At 50.7% G+C, this 14,901-nt stretch carries 11 protein-coding genes; 6 read left to right on the top strand and 5 right to left on the bottom strand.

All coding sequences use genetic code 11. The features are described 5' to 3' along the window. Nucleotides 1-113: 113 nt before the first annotated feature. Nucleotides 114-3,770: a trifunctional transcriptional regulator/proline dehydrogenase/L-glutamate gamma-semialdehyde dehydrogenase gene (gene putA, locus EYB48_RS06595; RefSeq protein WP_162019529.1), complete on the bottom strand. Its 3,657-nt coding sequence runs from the start codon at nt 3,768-3,770 to the stop codon at nt 114-116. A 142-nt stretch (nt 3,771-3,912) separates the two neighbouring features. Between putA and EYB48_RS06590 the strand changes: the two genes are divergently transcribed. Next, on the top strand, nt 3,913-4,371 hold the full coding sequence (locus tag EYB48_RS06590; RefSeq protein WP_162019528.1) for an Lrp/AsnC ligand binding domain-containing protein: 459 nt from the start codon (nt 3,913-3,915) through the stop codon (nt 4,369-4,371). 13 nt (nt 4,372-4,384) lie between these two features. After that, the gene (locus EYB48_RS06585; protein ID WP_162019527.1) at nt 4,385-6,343 is read left to right on the top strand and encodes a sensor histidine kinase; all 1,959 of its coding nucleotides are present in this window, start codon (nt 4,385-4,387) and stop codon (nt 6,341-6,343) included. 18 nt (nt 6,344-6,361) lie between these two features. Here EYB48_RS06585 and EYB48_RS06580 read toward each other — a convergent pair whose 3' ends face one another. Beyond that, nucleotides 6,362-7,873, bottom strand: a complete 1,512-nt coding sequence (locus tag EYB48_RS06580; protein ID WP_162019888.1) for a DUF3369 domain-containing protein — start codon at nt 7,871-7,873, stop codon at nt 6,362-6,364. A 397-nt stretch (nt 7,874-8,270) separates the two neighbouring features. Between EYB48_RS06580 and EYB48_RS06575 the strand changes: the two genes are divergently transcribed. Next, nucleotides 8,271-8,657 (top strand): carboxymuconolactone decarboxylase family protein, encoded by a 387-nt coding sequence (locus EYB48_RS06575; RefSeq protein WP_162019526.1) that lies wholly within the window; start codon nt 8,271-8,273, stop codon nt 8,655-8,657. Nucleotides 8,658-8,688: 31 nt separating this feature from the next. Here EYB48_RS06575 and EYB48_RS06570 read toward each other — a convergent pair whose 3' ends face one another. Continuing rightward, nucleotides 8,689-9,381 (bottom strand): riboflavin synthase subunit alpha, encoded by a 693-nt coding sequence (locus EYB48_RS06570; protein ID WP_162019525.1) that lies wholly within the window; start codon nt 9,379-9,381, stop codon nt 8,689-8,691. A 279-nt stretch (nt 9,382-9,660) separates the two neighbouring features. After that, entirely contained in the window at nt 9,661-10,632 is a 972-nt protein-coding gene (locus EYB48_RS06565; RefSeq protein ID WP_162019524.1) for a LysR family transcriptional regulator, read from the bottom strand. Between the two features lie 142 nt (nt 10,633-10,774). Here EYB48_RS06565 and EYB48_RS06560 point away from each other — a divergent pair, with 142 nt between their 5' ends. Together EYB48_RS06560 and EYB48_RS06555 are read left to right on the top strand one after the other, a co-directional pair. Further along, on the top strand, nt 10,775-11,092 hold the full coding sequence (locus EYB48_RS06560) for a hypothetical protein (protein ID WP_162019523.1): 318 nt from the start codon (nt 10,775-10,777) through the stop codon (nt 11,090-11,092). 24 nt (nt 11,093-11,116) lie between these two features. Then, complete coding sequence (locus tag EYB48_RS06555) at nt 11,117-11,446, top strand: DUF2798 domain-containing protein (RefSeq protein WP_162019522.1); 330 nt, start codon at nt 11,117-11,119, stop codon at nt 11,444-11,446. Between the two features lie 178 nt (nt 11,447-11,624). Here EYB48_RS06555 and EYB48_RS06550 read toward each other — a convergent pair whose 3' ends face one another. Further along, complete coding sequence (locus EYB48_RS06550; protein ID WP_162019521.1) at nt 11,625-13,475, bottom strand: phosphoenolpyruvate carboxykinase (GTP); 1,851 nt, start codon at nt 13,473-13,475, stop codon at nt 11,625-11,627. A gap of 367 nt (nt 13,476-13,842) precedes the next feature. Here EYB48_RS06550 and EYB48_RS06545 point away from each other — a divergent pair, with 367 nt between their 5' ends. Next, complete coding sequence (locus EYB48_RS06545) at nt 13,843-14,805, top strand: D-2-hydroxyacid dehydrogenase family protein (protein WP_162019520.1); 963 nt, start codon at nt 13,843-13,845, stop codon at nt 14,803-14,805. The last annotated feature ends 96 nt before the right edge of the window (nt 14,806-14,901 follow it).

Genomic DNA, 14,901 nt, shown 5'->3' with positions numbered 1-14,901 from the left:
TTCATATTGCGACCGCCGAAAAAAAAACCCGGCTGATAGAAAGCCGGGGATTACTTGATGCTGCCTCACGACATGCACCATCAGGCGCATATCGTGAGTAAGGCAATGCGTCATTAACTCGCCATCGCCATCAGACTCGCATTACCGCCAGCTGCTGTCGTGTTGACACACAGCGCGCGTTCAGCCACCAGGCGCCACAAAGGAATATCGCTGTGTTCACTGGTTTCTATCACTGACACGATTGCACCATCCAATGTAGCAAAGCGGGTTTTATAATCATGCAGCAAGCCACCTTCTACCAGAGCGATCTGCGCAGCCGTTTGTTCCGCCTCCTGAGTCTTGATCAATGCCTGCAGTTCAGCCGGGAAATGGGCCGGCAACAGCTTGGCTACGGCGGCTGGCATGGCAGGTGTATTGCCCGTTGCCAGCGTCGCAGCGATCTGATTCAGCAAGCCCTCGGTGCTGGTCGCCGCACAGAAAATTTGACCGCGCGGTGCGAAGGACAGGGTATTGCGCTCACCAGTTGGCCCCGGCAATAACATCGTGACTTTGTAAGGACTGTAATGCGCATATTGTTCACCCAGATCCGCGATCTTCAGGCCCTGCGCTTTGGCCCAGACCAGGAAGGCACTGAGGCTGGCAGGCACTTGACGCTCGTACACAGTATGGCCACCTAAGCCAAGCGCTGCCTGGCGTTGCAAACGCTTGAGGTAGAGCGGACCACCTGCCTTTGGACCGGTACCGGATTTGCCTTCACCACCAAAAGGCTGCACGCCGACCACTGCACCAACGATATTACGGTTGATGTAGATGTTACCGACGTGGGCGCGCTCAACGATAAACTGTATGGTTTCATCAATGCGGGAATGTACGCCCAGCGTCAAACCAAAGCCAGTGCCATTAATCTGATCGATCAGATTGCCGAGCTGATCACGCTTGAAACGCAATACATGCAGAACCGGTCCGAATACTTCTTTTTTCAGATCAGACAAATCAGCGATTTCGAGTACGGCAGGTGCCACGAAAGTACCATCAGCACAGGAATTTTGTAAATTCAGTGTGTAGAACGATTTCGCTTTATGACGCATCTGATCGATATGCGTCTGCAGATTTTTCTGCGCTTCAGCATCAATTACCGGACCGATATCCGTTGCCAGCCTGTCGGTCTGACCGATCCGTAATTCCTGCATCGCGCCATGCAACATTTCTATGGTTTTATCAGCGATATCTTCCTGCAGACACAGTACCCGCAAAGCGGAACAACGCTGGCCAGCACTGTCAAAAGCAGACGACAGTACATCGTTCACGACTTGTTCAGGCAAAGCACTGCTGTCAACGATCATGGCATTCTGACCGCCGGTTTCAGCAATCAGCGGAATATCGATTCCTTCTGCAACGGCGCGCTTGGCCAGGGTGCGGTTGATGATCTGCGCGACTTCGGTCGAGCCTGTAAAGATCACACCGCGTACACGGTGATCCGCCACCAGTTCGGCACCAACGATTTCGCCGGTACCAGGCAGGAATTGCAAAGCAGCGCGCGGGATACCGGCTTCGTGCATTAACTGCACTGCGCGGTAAGCGATCAATGGCGTCTGTTCAGCCGGTTTCGCGAGCACCACATTACCTGCTGCCAGAGCAGCACTGACCTCGCCGATAAAGATAGCTAAAGGGAAATTCCAAGGGCTGATACATACCACCGGTCCCAGTGCCTGCGTTTGAGGCTGCGACTCAACCTGCGCTGCGTAGTAACGCAGGAAATCTACTGCCTCACGGACTTCTGCAACAGCATTCGGCAAGGATTTACCTGCCTCGCGGATCGCGAGCGCCATAAAATCCAGCGTCTGTTGTTCCAACAAATCCGCCGCGCGATGCAACGCAGCTGCGCGCACCGAAGGCGCTGTCGTCTGCCAGTCCAGCGCGTAGGCATGGGCGGCATGTAAGGCATGTTGTACATCCGTACTGTTGGCTTCAATCACAGCCCCGACTTTGTCCTTCAGATTGGCTGGATTAAAGATAGGGCGACTGCTGCTGGCACTGCTATCCACCGCCAGCAAAGGACCTGCGATCTGGGTCAGATGCACGCTTTGTTCAAAATGTGCACTGACTTCCTGCAATGTGATCTCATTGGAGAAATCCAGTCCGGCAGAATTTTTACGTTCTTTTCCAAACAGATCACGCGGTAAAGCGATACCCTTATGCGGCTGGCCACCCAGTTCGCGCGAAATCGCAATCGGGTCGGCAATCAGCGTATCAATCGAGACATTTTCATCAACGATCTGGTTCACGAAAGAAGAGTTCGCACCGTTTTCCAATAAGCGGCGGACCAGATAGGCCAGCAAGGTCTGGTGCGAACCGACCGGCGCATAGATACGACAAGGTTTATCCAGATTATCTTTACCCACCACCTGATCGTACAGGGTTTCACCCATCCCGTGCAGACACTGGAATTCGTAATCAGTCACACCAGCCTGTTGCGCCCAGGTGTAAATAGTCGACAAGGTCAGCGCATTATGGGTAGCGAATTGTGGATAAATCACGTCGGTCGCTGCCAGCAGTTTTTGCGCACAAGTCAGGTAAGACAAATCGGTGTAAACCTTGCGGGTGTACACAGGATAGTCAGATAAGCCATCGACCTGAGCACGTTTGATTTCAGCATCCCAATAAGCGCCTTTCACCAGGCGTATCATGAATTTACTGCCACTGCGGCGCGCCAAATCAACCAGATAGTCGATCACAAACGGACAGCGTTTCTGATAGCCCTGTACCACGAAACCGATACCTTCAAAACCTTTCAGATCCGGATCAAATGCCAGCGCTTCCATCAGATCAAGCGACAATTCAAGGCGATCTGTTTCTTCAGCATCGATGTTCAGGCCGATGTTGTATTGCTTTGCCAGCAGCAGCAACTTCTTCAGCAATGGCAGTAATTCATCCAGCGTGCGGGCACGCTGAGCCCGTGAATAGCGCGGATGCAGCGCAGATAATTTGACCGAAATACCGGGACCATTTTTGATACCACGTCCGGCGGACGCCTTACCGATGGCATGGATTGCCGTTTCATAAGCCTGATAATAATACGCGGCATCTTTGGCAGTCAGTGCCGCTTCACCCAGCATATCGTAGGAATAGCGGTAACCACGTTTCTCATTGTCCTGACTGTTCTTCAGTGCTTCTTCTATCGTTTGTCCGGTCACAAACTGATTGCCCAGCATACGCATGGCAAGGTCTACCCCTTTGCGTATCAGCGGCTCACCACCTTTAGCGATCAAACGGGTCAGTGCGGAACCCAACCCGGTTTCGCTATTGGTACTGACCAGCTTACCGGTAATCAGCAGACCCCAGGTTGCAGCGTTCACGAACAAAGAAGGTGACTCACCCAGATGCTTAGCCCAGTCACCCTTGCTGATCTTATCTGCAATCAGACGATCGGCAGTCTGGTGATCGGGAATCCGCAACAAGGCCTCAGCCAGACACATCAGTGCAACACCTTCTTCGGACGACAAGGAGAATTCATGCATCAAGGCATCCACGCCAGAGGCTCTGGTACGTTGGGTACGCACGGAACTGACCAGCTTGTGTGCCAATTTCGCAACGTTTTGTTGCAGACTGGACTGTGGATTGATCTGTGACAGCAACCATTGAACCGCCTCCGTTTCACCACGGCGGTAAGCTGCGGTGATGGCAGTTCTGAGTGTACTCTGGCTGGGTAACAGTTCCGCTTGCAAGGCAGAAAACGGGGCAGATGAATCAGGCGAATGAGTGGCGATCATATAGGATGAATGAGAACGAATATGATTTCATTGTATAGATGCTCCCTGATTATTAATTCTGGAAATACTTGGATATATCAAAATTTTCTATTTCATGAGAAAATTATCCCGAATTTTATTAATCCGTTTTTTTTGACTTCTTATGCTAGACAAAATCAGTAAAAGAATTCTGGCCGAATTACAAAATGATGGCCGTATCAGTAATGTTGAATTGGCGACCCGCGTCAATCTGTCTCCGGCGGCTTGCCTGGAGCGTGTGCGTAAGTTGCAAGAGTCCGGTTATATCCTGGGTTACACGGCGCAATTGAATCCACACTTGCTCGATGTTGCCTTACTGGTGTTTATCGAGGTGGTATTAGACCGCACCACACCGGATGTGTTTGATGCGTTCCGGCGCGGTGTACAGGCGATTCCTGAAGTACTTGAATGTCATATGGTCGCCGGTGGATTTGACTATCTGGTGAAAGCCCGTGTCAAAGACATGAATGCCTACCGCGACTTCCTCGGAAAGTCGCTGTTACAACTGAGTGGTGTCCGTGAAACGCATACCTATGCAGTCATGGAAGAAGTCAAAAACACCAGTTGTCTGCCGATTAAATAGAAAGCAAACCGTCATGCGGGCCCGGCTGGATAGACTGGAGGCTGTACAGCAAGTGGTGCTGGAAATCAGTCACCTGTCAGCATCCTGCAACGAGCCAGTCAGCTTTCTGCGCAATGTGCATCAAGCGATAGGCCGCATCATGTATGCGGCCAATTTTTATGTCGCACTGTATGACGAAAAGACACACTGTGTACGCTATGTGTATGAAGTCGACGAAGTCGATGCACCACTCGATCCGGAACAGTTTTTTCCGTTGTTGACTCCGTCCGAATCACCCACTGCCTGGGTGATACTGCACCGCACCTCTTTATCAATGACCGCTGAGCAGGATGCCGTTCGGGCCTGGGGAACAGGTACCCGTTCTGAGCATTGGCTGGGCCATCCCTTATTGAGTCACCAGGGCCATGTGCTCGGCGCCATGGTTATTCAAAGCTATAACGCAAACCTTCTGTTTTCTGAAGAAGATCAAGCCTTGTTCGGTATGATTGCCGCGCATGTGTCGATCGCTTTGGAGCGCCTGTTCAGCTTCGACAAACTTGAACAGGCAGTACGTGATCGTACTCAGTTACTTAAACAGGAAATCGAGATCCGGCGTAAAGCAGAGACCCTGCAAAGGGCTTTGTATCAAATCGCGGAATTGTCGGTTTTGGCATCGCACCATGAGCGGAGATTTTCGCGTCTGCATGAAATCATGAGTGAGCTGATGCAGGCACCGAATTTTATGGTCGCATTTTTTCATGCAGAGACTAAGGAATTCAGTATCGTTTATTTTGCTGATGAAATTGATAGCAATGCGACCGGTACCCGCTTCCCGCTAGGGAAAGGGATAACCTCGTATGTGGTGCAAAAACGCCAGGCACTACTGATAAATCGCGCTGAACTCGAGCAATTGATTTCTGATGGCACGATAGAAGTGCTGGGTAATCTCGATTCATACAGCTGGATGGGCGCGCCTTTGCTGGCTGATGAACGATTATTTGGTGTCATGATCGTCCAGAGTTATCGCCCCGAACTAGTGTATACCAATGCGGACCTTGAATTACTGAGCTTCATCGCCAGCCATGTCGCGGCGGCACTGTCACGCATGCAGGCGGCCGAAGACATACAACAGGCTAAGCGGGAATTAGAGAGTAAAAATCTCGAACTCGGCCAGACCCTGAAAGCACTGACATCCGCGCAGTCAGAACTGATCAATCAGGAAAAGCTGGCTTCTTTAGGACGTCTTGTCGCCGGAGTTGCCCATGAAATCAATACACCACTGGGTATATGTGTTACTGCGACCAGCCATCTGGTGGAGGAAGTGGCTTTACTGCGCAAACAGTTCACATCAGGGCAACTGAGTGAACAGGGATTGGCAGAGTTTCTTGATATCTGTGATCAGTCTCTACGCATACTTACCACCAACAGTCAGCGTGGAGCCACCCTGGTTCGTAGCTTTAAACAAGTGGCGGTGGATCAGTCCCATGAAATGCTGCGCGAATTTGAACTGCGTGGCTATCTTGAAGAAACCCTGCAAGCGCTGCAGCCCAAGCTAAGGGGCAAGGCGGTCACCGTGCAACTGAACTGTGTGACTGATATCCGCATGCACAGCTTTCCAGGGGCTATTTCGCAAATTATCACCAATTTGCTGGTCAACTCACTGGTACATGGCCTGGACCAACGTGACGACGGTCTGATAACGATCAATGCCATACAAGACCACGACATGCTGTTATTACAGTTTCAGGATAATGGTAGAGGTGTTGGTAGTGAGGAAATTCGCCACCTGTTTGAGCCGTTTTATACCACTAAGCGTGGTCAGGGAGGCAGTGGACTAGGCACCCACATTGTGTATAACCTGGTCACGGTCAGGCTGGGTGGACAGATCCGGGCCAGCAGCAGCCCAGGTAAGGGTTTACACTACGAAATCCGCATTCCTTTGTACCATCAGTCATCCACTGACAATGCGATCAAGAGCACGTCTCCTGCTTAGCCTGGAAACCCAGAAATTCTATTCCGGATATTGATTGTTGATATCTAAGGCCTTATCCACATTCGCAACCAGAATGGCCACATAGCGTGGATCCAGATGCGCACCTGCCACGGACTCCAGATGCGCCAACACTTCCGGTACTGGCCAGGCCGGTTTGTACACGCGCTTCTGGATTAGGGCATCAAACACATCCGCCACCGCGACAATGCGGGCATATGGATGTATCGCTTCGCCCCGTAAACCTTGTGGATAACCGCTACCGTCGTAACGTTCGTGATGCTGGTGTGCAATGATCGCTGAGGCCCTCAGGATAGGGCGCTGCGAGCCCTGCAGGATAGACATGCCAACCTCCGGATGTTTCTTCATGGTTTCCCATTCATCCATATCGAGCTTGCCAGGCTTGAGCAAAATTGCATCAGGTGTCGCAATTTTTCCAATGTCATGCATAGGGGCAGCCTGCTTGAGTATCGCAGCCTCGTCTGCATCCATGCCGGATTCGATCGCAATCATGTAACAAATTTCCGCCATACGTCGCACATGATTTCCAGCCTCATGAGAGCGTGACTCAACCACATCACCAAGGCGCATAATCAGCTCGCCCTGAGTATCAGTAATTTCCTGATTGAGCAGAATGTTATCGAAAGCAATCGCCACACCAGACGAAAACACTTCCAGTAATTGTGTATCCATTTCCGTCACATCATGCACTCCCTGCAAAACCAGCAAGGAAGTTTTTCCACTGTTGTTCGGAAAATACCCGACAAAAGTGTCGCCGTATAAGCGGGAAAACTTGTTCACACAGGTCTCATCCAACTTCGCCAGTAAGGCTGGACTAAACACTTCGTGCTCCTGATCCAGCTCGCCGATACGTGCCAAAATTTCATACCTGTCTTCACCATGGATAGCACTGGCCCCCCTTACCCTGAGCAACATACTTTTTTCGAGTCGCAGTAATGCCACCACTTGCTGCAACAAACCGTTAGCAAAATCAATCAGATTACGCTGACGAAAAATATGGGCGGAGGCTTCGATCACTCTTTCTAAACCGGCACGATAACTCGCCTGGTAGCGACGCGCTTCCTCGACCGTCATGATGTCGCGATAGGCGCGTAAAGCAGCAAAAGTAGTGGTGAATAACTTTTTACGATCCAGCTCAGTTTTTTCCTTGTAATCATTAATATCATAATCAACGATCACACTCTCTTCGGGCGCCTGCCCCGGTTGACCTGTACGCAATACAATGCGGGTAATCTGATTTCCCAAGTCCTTACGCATCCAGCGCGCGACTTCCAGTCCTGCATTTTCTGTTTCCATCACCACATCAAGAAACACCAAAGCAATATCCGGTTCAGATTGCAGAATAGCTTTAGCTTGTTGTCCACTGTAAGCATGCAAAAACTGAATAGCTCTTCCATCCAGGCGGAAACGGTTCAATGTCAGCTTAGTCACATCATGGACATCCGGCTCATCATCGACAAGCAATACCCTCCAGGGAGGTAAGTCCGGTGTGTCGGATTTGAGAAATGACATCATGAGCAATCCTGAGGCTAGGTGTCGAACAGCGGACAATCTTGCGGCACGTAAAGAAAATTTTACGCGGAGATACGGAGTTTCATTTCATTCTAGTACGCAATGATTACTCATGGTAAAGGTTTTTGTTACCAGGAGAATATTTTTAACAATAGGTATACATAAGCAGATGGCAACACTGCACACCACGCTGGCACTAAGCTCTGCGTACTGTTTTGTGGAAAAGGAAGCACGTAAAGACAGATGCAACGATTTGTCAGGTTTCCAGCCAGTCTGGCTTTTTTAATTCTTCCTGCCCTATTCAAACGAGCCTGTATTCGACATCTGGCATGATTTATTGGCTGAAAATAAATTACACTCTGAAATCGATTATTTTTCCCGGGAGTGAGGAGCCAACATGGATCAGCAAACACAAGATGGCTTAGCCATACGCCAGCAAGTCATGGGAGCAGAATTTGTGGATAAGGCGACCCGTGATCTGGACAACTTCACAGCGCCACTACAAGAATTTGTTAACAGAAACGCCTGGGGCACCGTCTGGTGTCGTGATGGATTGGAGTTAAAAACACGTAGTCTGATCACGCTGGGCATGCTAACAGCGATGGGACGTTCGCATGAAATCAAGGGACATGTACGGGGTGCGCTGAACAATGGTGCGAGTTTGAAGGAAATTCAGGAAGTGTTGCTGCACGCGAGTGTGTATTGCGGCATGCCACTCGCGATTGATGCATTCCGCTCCGCACATGAAGTATTAAAAGACGCCGGGCTGACGGAGCCGGTCTGATCTGACCGGCACTCCTCAACAACGAACAAGATCAATGTAATGCCGAGCGCAGTGCTTCAGCAGATAATCCCTGCTGCGCCAGCACTGCCTCCAACGCAGGCAACAATGGGCCCAACGTCTCGCCCAGCATGTTACGCACCGTATCAACGATGACCTGAGTAGTGCGCTCAATTTCTATATTTAATGCGGCACCAGGCGCTTTTTCAGCAAATACCGTCATGCGCAGGGTTTCAGGGATCAGCCAGACTTCGAACCAGCTTTCATCGCGATTCACTTCCGCAATAGTCAGACTGGCACCATTGATCGCGATATAGCCTTTGGCGAAGATATAGCGCAGCCACTGAGGCGGAACGGCGATCCGTATCACGTAGTTATTTTCTAACGCACGGATGGCGGCGATGTGAGCGGTGAAATCGACATGACCGGATAAAGGATGACCACCGATTTCAGCACCGTCTTTGGCTGCGCGTTCTACATTCACATGCGCGCCCTGTGGATAAGATCCCAGCGTGGTGATATTCAGGCTTTGCTGCATCACGTCAAAATCGGCAGCATCTGCATGCAGCTCCGTCACAGTCAGGCATACACCATCGACCGCCACACTGGCACCGATTTCCAGATTGCTGTCAAAACCTGTGGGAAACGCGATGCGTAAAGTCCGCAAGCCCGGTTTATCTTCGATCGTGGCAATCTGGGCCACACCCTGAACTATCCCTGTAAACATATGTGTTGTCCGTCTGTATCTGCAAGAGTGAGATTGTAAAGCGAAACAGCAAACAGAACTCAGCACGGATAAGGCTTAGGGGCGTGGATGTGGATAAGCTGCATGTTTTACGCTATTTCCCACTTGCCACACTGTGGGTAAATCCGTGCATAAACCTTGTATAAACACGGTATAACTTATGTATAAACCATGTATAAGTGATGTATATGCTGTTTATAGTCTGTGTAAAAGCTGTGGAAAACAGGGTTTAAATTTTTTATTTGTTAGCACTCACCATCGTTACTCATGGCTTACATCCTGCTCTAACTCCGGAACCAAATTTGAATGCGTCATATTAATCAGATTATCCCTTAACCATTTATGCGCCGGATTGCGGCCATCGCGCTCATGCCACAGCATATCCACATGGACTTCTGGCGTCTCAAACGGCAACTCTTTCCAGATCAGCGCATCGGTCATCCCCGTTGCTGAAATCAAATGGCGCGGTAGTACCGTTAATAAGTCTGAATGGGCGACCACGCGACCAGCAGTAAAAAACTGATTAATCGTCAACAAGATGCGACGTTCTCTGCCATAACGGGTCAGCACTTCATCCACCAGACCATGTGCGCGACCAGAGAAACTGACCAACAAATGATTGGCTGAACAATAATCATCGATGGTCAGCTTGGAGCCTGCAAGCGGATGGTCTTTGCGCATCACACACACATAATGACCGCTGTACAGGCGCTCATGCCTGATCGCGCTGTTACCGGCAGCCTGGCCGCCGGTCAGCTGGGCGACTACGCCGGGGAAAAAACCTACGGCAATGTCTATATCGCCACGTAACAGCATGGGCCGGGGCTCACGGGTAGTCAGCGGCACCATGCGCACATTAATTCCCGGTGCTTCAGTCTGTATGGCACCGACCAAGGTAGGCATCCAGAGTGCTGCTGTCGCATCCGCCATCGCCATACGGAAGGTCACGGCCGCCTGAGACACATCAAAACTACCCGGTGCTATCGCTGCTTCCAGCGTGGATAATGCCTGGCGTATAGTTGGCCACAAGGCTTCTGCACGCGGTGTTGGCTTAACGCCATAAGCTGTTCGTATCAAGAGTTCGTCATTGAGCGAATAGCGCAAACGCTTCAGCGCATTCGAGACTGCAGGTTGCGTCATGGCAAGTTTATCTGCCGCTCTTGTGAGGTTTTGCTCGATCATAACCGCATCGAACACACGCAATAAATTCAGATCCAGAGTCAGAAAGTTCATGCTGGAATGTCTCCTGTTTTTTTATGGTGTTGAGAGCAACTATTCACAAACAATATAGTAATTATTGGAAATCGGAATTGGAAGTTTATGTTGCATTGCAATATTATGCCTGCATTGTAATCGTCTAATCCGGTTTTCTATCATGATGTTTCTAAATATTGCATTTCCAGCCAGCAGCGCCTTGCCTGTCGCCCAATTTGCCATCAGCGGTTTGGCTGCTGCTGCCCGTCCTTTATTAGGTTTGGGCATTTTGGCCACGATGCTGCTCGTATTCCGTCCTATTTTGTCTGGCTTGCTGCGTGCAACCTGGCTCAGCATTTTTCCTAAATTGTCACGCGAAGAACGTGCCGCACGCCGTACTTTGCGTACAGCGATGACCTTGAACCGAATTGCGCGTGACGCGGACGCGTGTTCACCAGCCATGGCAGCGGAATTGCGAGCGATGGCTGGCCGCGCATAAATCCTATTTTGTAGTAGTTTTGCAATGCAGCAAATTTCCACTCTTAATAAGGTCACTACGCCCTTATATGCCGAGACGCTAAGATCTCAGCACAGCAAGCAAATCCGTACTGTTGCCGGGTCACGCAGTCTGGCTTCCATGTTACCTAGCTTGCTCAGTACCGGTTTTGTCACCTTTTTTGTGACTGGCATTCTGCAGCTGTGTTGGAATACCCAGCAGCCTGAACTGATGCGGCATTGGATGGAAGCCTGGCTGACCAGCTGGCCGATTGCGTTTCCATTGACTTATCTGAGCCTGCCATTGATACGCACGCTGATGCACAAGCTCAGCATGTCACGTCACCAGGACTACTGAGCACCATCATTCCTTAGCGACCCTGACCTAAATCGCTGATCGCACCACGTATCCCCCCGCTGTGTCATAAGCCGCCTGATTGCAGGCGGCTTTTTGTTTTGCGAGGCAATAAAAAACGCGATACTCAGATCGCGTTTTTTTATCAGTCCGGCTGAAGCCGGACTACATGGCAGTCTGATCAGGCAGACAGACGTTGTTTGAGGGAGGCGCGGGTGGCTTCCAGTTCAGCTGGCAAGTGATACGCCAGTTTTTCAAACAATTCTGTGTGCAGATTCAGTTCCGCTTCCCAGGCTGCTGTATCGATCGATGTAATGGTATCGAACTGCTCTTGCGAGAAGTCCAGACCGTCCCAGGTCAGATCGCTATAGCTTGGGCTGGTACCAAAGACATTGTCCTGACCGCCGGCCTGACCTTCGATACGCTCCAGCATCCATTTCAGTACGCGCATATTGTCACCAAAGCCAGGCCAGACAAACTTGCCATTGGCATCGGTACGGAACCAGTTGACGCAGAAGATAGCGGGTTGCTTAGCGCCCAGTTGTTCAATTTTCTGACCCATATTCAGCCAGTGCTGGAAGTAGTCACTCATGTTGTAACCCATGAATGGCAACATCGCAAACGGATCGCGACGCACTACGCCTTGCTGACCGGCAGCCGCAGCAGTGGTTTCCGAACCCATGGTCGCTGCCATGTAGACACCTTCTACCCAGTTACGCGCTTCGGTCACCAGAGGAACGGTGGTGGAACGACGGCCGCCGAAGATAAAGGCAGAAATCGGTACACCAGCCGGATCATCCCAGGCTGCGTCAATCACAGGATTCTGAGTTGCAGCAACGGTGAAGCGCGCATTTGGATGCGCGGCTTTACGGCCGGTCTCTTTAGCGATTTCAGGTGTCCAGTCTTTACCTTGCCAGTCAATCAGATGGGCTGGCGCTTCTTTACTCATGCCTTCCCACCATACATCACCATCATCGGTGTAGCCGACGTTAGTGAAAATCGTGTTGGCGGTCAGGGAAGCCATGCAATTCGAGTTGGTGGCTGTGTTCGTACCCGGCGCCACACCGAAATAACCCGCTTCTGGATTAATGGCGTACAAACGGCCATCTTTGCCAGGCTTAATCCAGGCGATATCGTCACCGATAGTGGTGACTTTCCAGCCTTTAATGGCAGGAATCAGCATCGCAAAGTTGGTTTTACCGCAAGCAGACGGGAAGGCTGCTGCGACATAGTGTTTTTTACCTTCAGGAGATTCCACGCCCAAAATCAGCATGTGTTCTGCCAGCCAGCCCTGATCGCGGCCCATGGTGGAAGCGATACGCAAGGCAAAGCATTTTTTACCCAGCAGCGCATTGCCACCATAACCGGAACCAAAGGACCAGATTTCGCGGGTTTCAGGGTAGTGCACGATGTATTTAGTATCGTTGCAAGGCCAGGCCACATCTTGTTCGCCCGCTGCCAGTGGTTTGCCGACAGTGTGTACGCAAGGAACGAAATCACCCTCGCTACCCAGTACGTCGTACACCGCTTTGCCCATACGCGTCATGATGCGCATATTGACTGCAACGTAAGGGGAGTCAGACAATTCAACGCCGATATGTGCAATCGGGGAACCCAGCGGGCCCATAGAGAAAGGCACAACGTACATGGTACGGCCCTTCATGCAGCCATCAAACAGTGGATTCAGGGTTGCACGCATGTCAGCCGGGTCCATCCAGTTATTGGTGGGACCTGCGTCTTCTTTTTTGGCGGAGCAAATGTAAGTACGGTCTTCTACGCGAGCAACGTCAGTCGGATCGGAACAAGCCAGATAGCTGTTCGGACGTTTTTCCTGACTGAGTTTTTTCATGGTACCGGCAGCAACCATCTGTGCGCACAGACGATCGTATTCTTCCTGGGAACCATCGCACCAGTAGATATTATCTGGCTTAGTCAGTGCTGCAATTTCAGCAATCCAGCTAATCAGTTTCTGATGTTTTACATGTGCAGGCGCGTTGATTTCAGCAACGCCCTTCATGATAGGTTGATTCATACTACCTCCAATGCCATTTCAATAAAAAAACCGGTGTAGCGGCACGGCAGGATCGTCGTTGACATTTGTAGCCCGCGAGCACAGTGGACAGGTCCCAGCTCAAGCGAAGCAAACACCATAGCGGCGGTTCTGTCGGATAATAGGCGGCCCGGCGGATAGTCCGGGCCCCAGCTAGCGCCAACTGTTAAGAAGGCGTCAGAATCAAAAAGCTACTTAGCCGGCTATTGTACACCCGCCTAAGCTTTGGGGCGAATTTTGCGTCAAAATTATTATCATAGTAATACCAAATATGAAAGTGAAACTCTTTCATCGCTCTCTGATCCTATGTTGATTCCATACTTACTCTCTTTCAAAACAGGAGTCCCAAATGAAAATCGCGATACTTGATGACTATCAGGATGCGGTACGTCAACTGACTTGTTTTTCTTTACTCAATGGGCATGAAGTGAAAGTTTTTCACAACAGCGCCGTGGGAATTGGACAATTAGCGATCCGGCTGGCGCCATTTGAAGCACTGGTCCTGATACGGGAGCGTACCCATCTGAGCCGTGCCTTGCTGCAAAAGTTACCGAAGCTGCGCATCATTTCTCAGACGGGCAAAGTATCGGGCAATATCGACCTGGAGGCCGCAGAAGAACTGGGGATACGCGTGGTGGAGGGCATCGGCGATCCGACCGCACCGGCCGAGCTGACCTGGGCCATGATCATGATGGCATCACGCCGGCTGTATTCTTATGCGTCGCTGTTACAACAAGGCTGCTGGCAAACCTCTTCTTTACGTGCTGAACACAATGGCCTGGGACGCGTGCTCAAAAAACGGACGCTGGGTATCTGGGGCTATGGAAAAATCGGGCAACGTATCGCGGCTTACGCACAAGCTTTCGGTATGCAAGTTGTGGTCTGGGGCAGAGAAGCAAGTCGTGACAAGGCACGCGCTGATGGCTTTCAGGCTGCGGACAGCCGGGAACAGTTTTTTCGGGATTGTGATGTGATCAGTTTGCATTTACGTCTGAATGAAGCAACGCGTGGCATTGTCACTCTGGATGATTTACAGCAAATGAAGGCCGACGCGCTGTTCGTTAACACCAGCCGGGCGGAATTGGTACAGACAGATGCACTGAGTCTGGCCTTAGACAGTGGCCGCCCTGGCTTTGCAGCGATAGACGTATTTGAAAGCGAACCCATCACCCCGCATCATCCTTTGCTGCACAGAGATAATGTGCTTGCCACGCCGCATCTTGGCTACGTGGAACAGGATAGTTATGAATTATATTTCCGGGCAGCATTTGAAAATCTGCTCTCTGCTATCCCAGCTCAGGATCAGACTTGAATCATCAAACTGAAAACCATTCTTAGTCCTTATCTGGCAGTGCAGGCTTTGTCTGAATAAAGACGCGGCTGAACTGCTGGAAAAATATCTCATGCG

The organism is Cognatundibacterium crateris (assembly GCF_010078235.1).
GTDB classification, from domain to species: Bacteria; Pseudomonadota; Gammaproteobacteria; order Burkholderiales; family Burkholderiaceae_D; genus Undibacterium; species Undibacterium crateris.
The sequence above is the reverse complement of the archived record's forward strand: the minus strand, read 5'-3'. Positions and strand labels throughout refer to the sequence as shown.

What these genes read in the sequence shown, in the direction of transcription:
- EYB48_RS06555 (WP_162019522.1), top strand. Translation starts at nt 11,117, where the DNA reads ATGCAGCAAATTTCCACTCTTAATAAGGTCACTACGCCCTTATATGCC.
- EYB48_RS06580 (WP_162019888.1), bottom strand. Translation starts at nt 7,873, where the DNA reads ATGTCATTTCTCAAATCCGACACACCGGACTTACCTCCCTGGAGGGTA.
- EYB48_RS06585 (WP_162019527.1), top strand. Translation starts at nt 4,385, where the DNA reads ATGCGGGCCCGGCTGGATAGACTGGAGGCTGTACAGCAAGTGGTGCTG.
- EYB48_RS06545 (WP_162019520.1), top strand. Translation starts at nt 13,843, where the DNA reads ATGAAAATCGCGATACTTGATGACTATCAGGATGCGGTACGTCAACTG.
- EYB48_RS06575 (WP_162019526.1), top strand. Translation starts at nt 8,271, where the DNA reads ATGGATCAGCAAACACAAGATGGCTTAGCCATACGCCAGCAAGTCATG.
- EYB48_RS06550 (WP_162019521.1), bottom strand. Translation starts at nt 13,475, where the DNA reads ATGAATCAACCTATCATGAAGGGCGTTGCTGAAATCAACGCGCCTGCA.
- EYB48_RS06570 (WP_162019525.1), bottom strand. Translation starts at nt 9,381, where the DNA reads ATGTTTACAGGGATAGTTCAGGGTGTGGCCCAGATTGCCACGATCGAA.
- EYB48_RS06590 (WP_162019528.1), top strand. Translation starts at nt 3,913, where the DNA reads ATGCTAGACAAAATCAGTAAAAGAATTCTGGCCGAATTACAAAATGAT.
- EYB48_RS06560 (WP_162019523.1), top strand. Translation starts at nt 10,775, where the DNA reads ATGATGTTTCTAAATATTGCATTTCCAGCCAGCAGCGCCTTGCCTGTC.
- putA (WP_162019529.1), bottom strand. Translation starts at nt 3,770, where the DNA reads ATGATCGCCACTCATTCGCCTGATTCATCTGCCCCGTTTTCTGCCTTG.
- EYB48_RS06565 (WP_162019524.1), bottom strand. Translation starts at nt 10,632, where the DNA reads ATGAACTTTCTGACTCTGGATCTGAATTTATTGCGTGTGTTCGATGCG.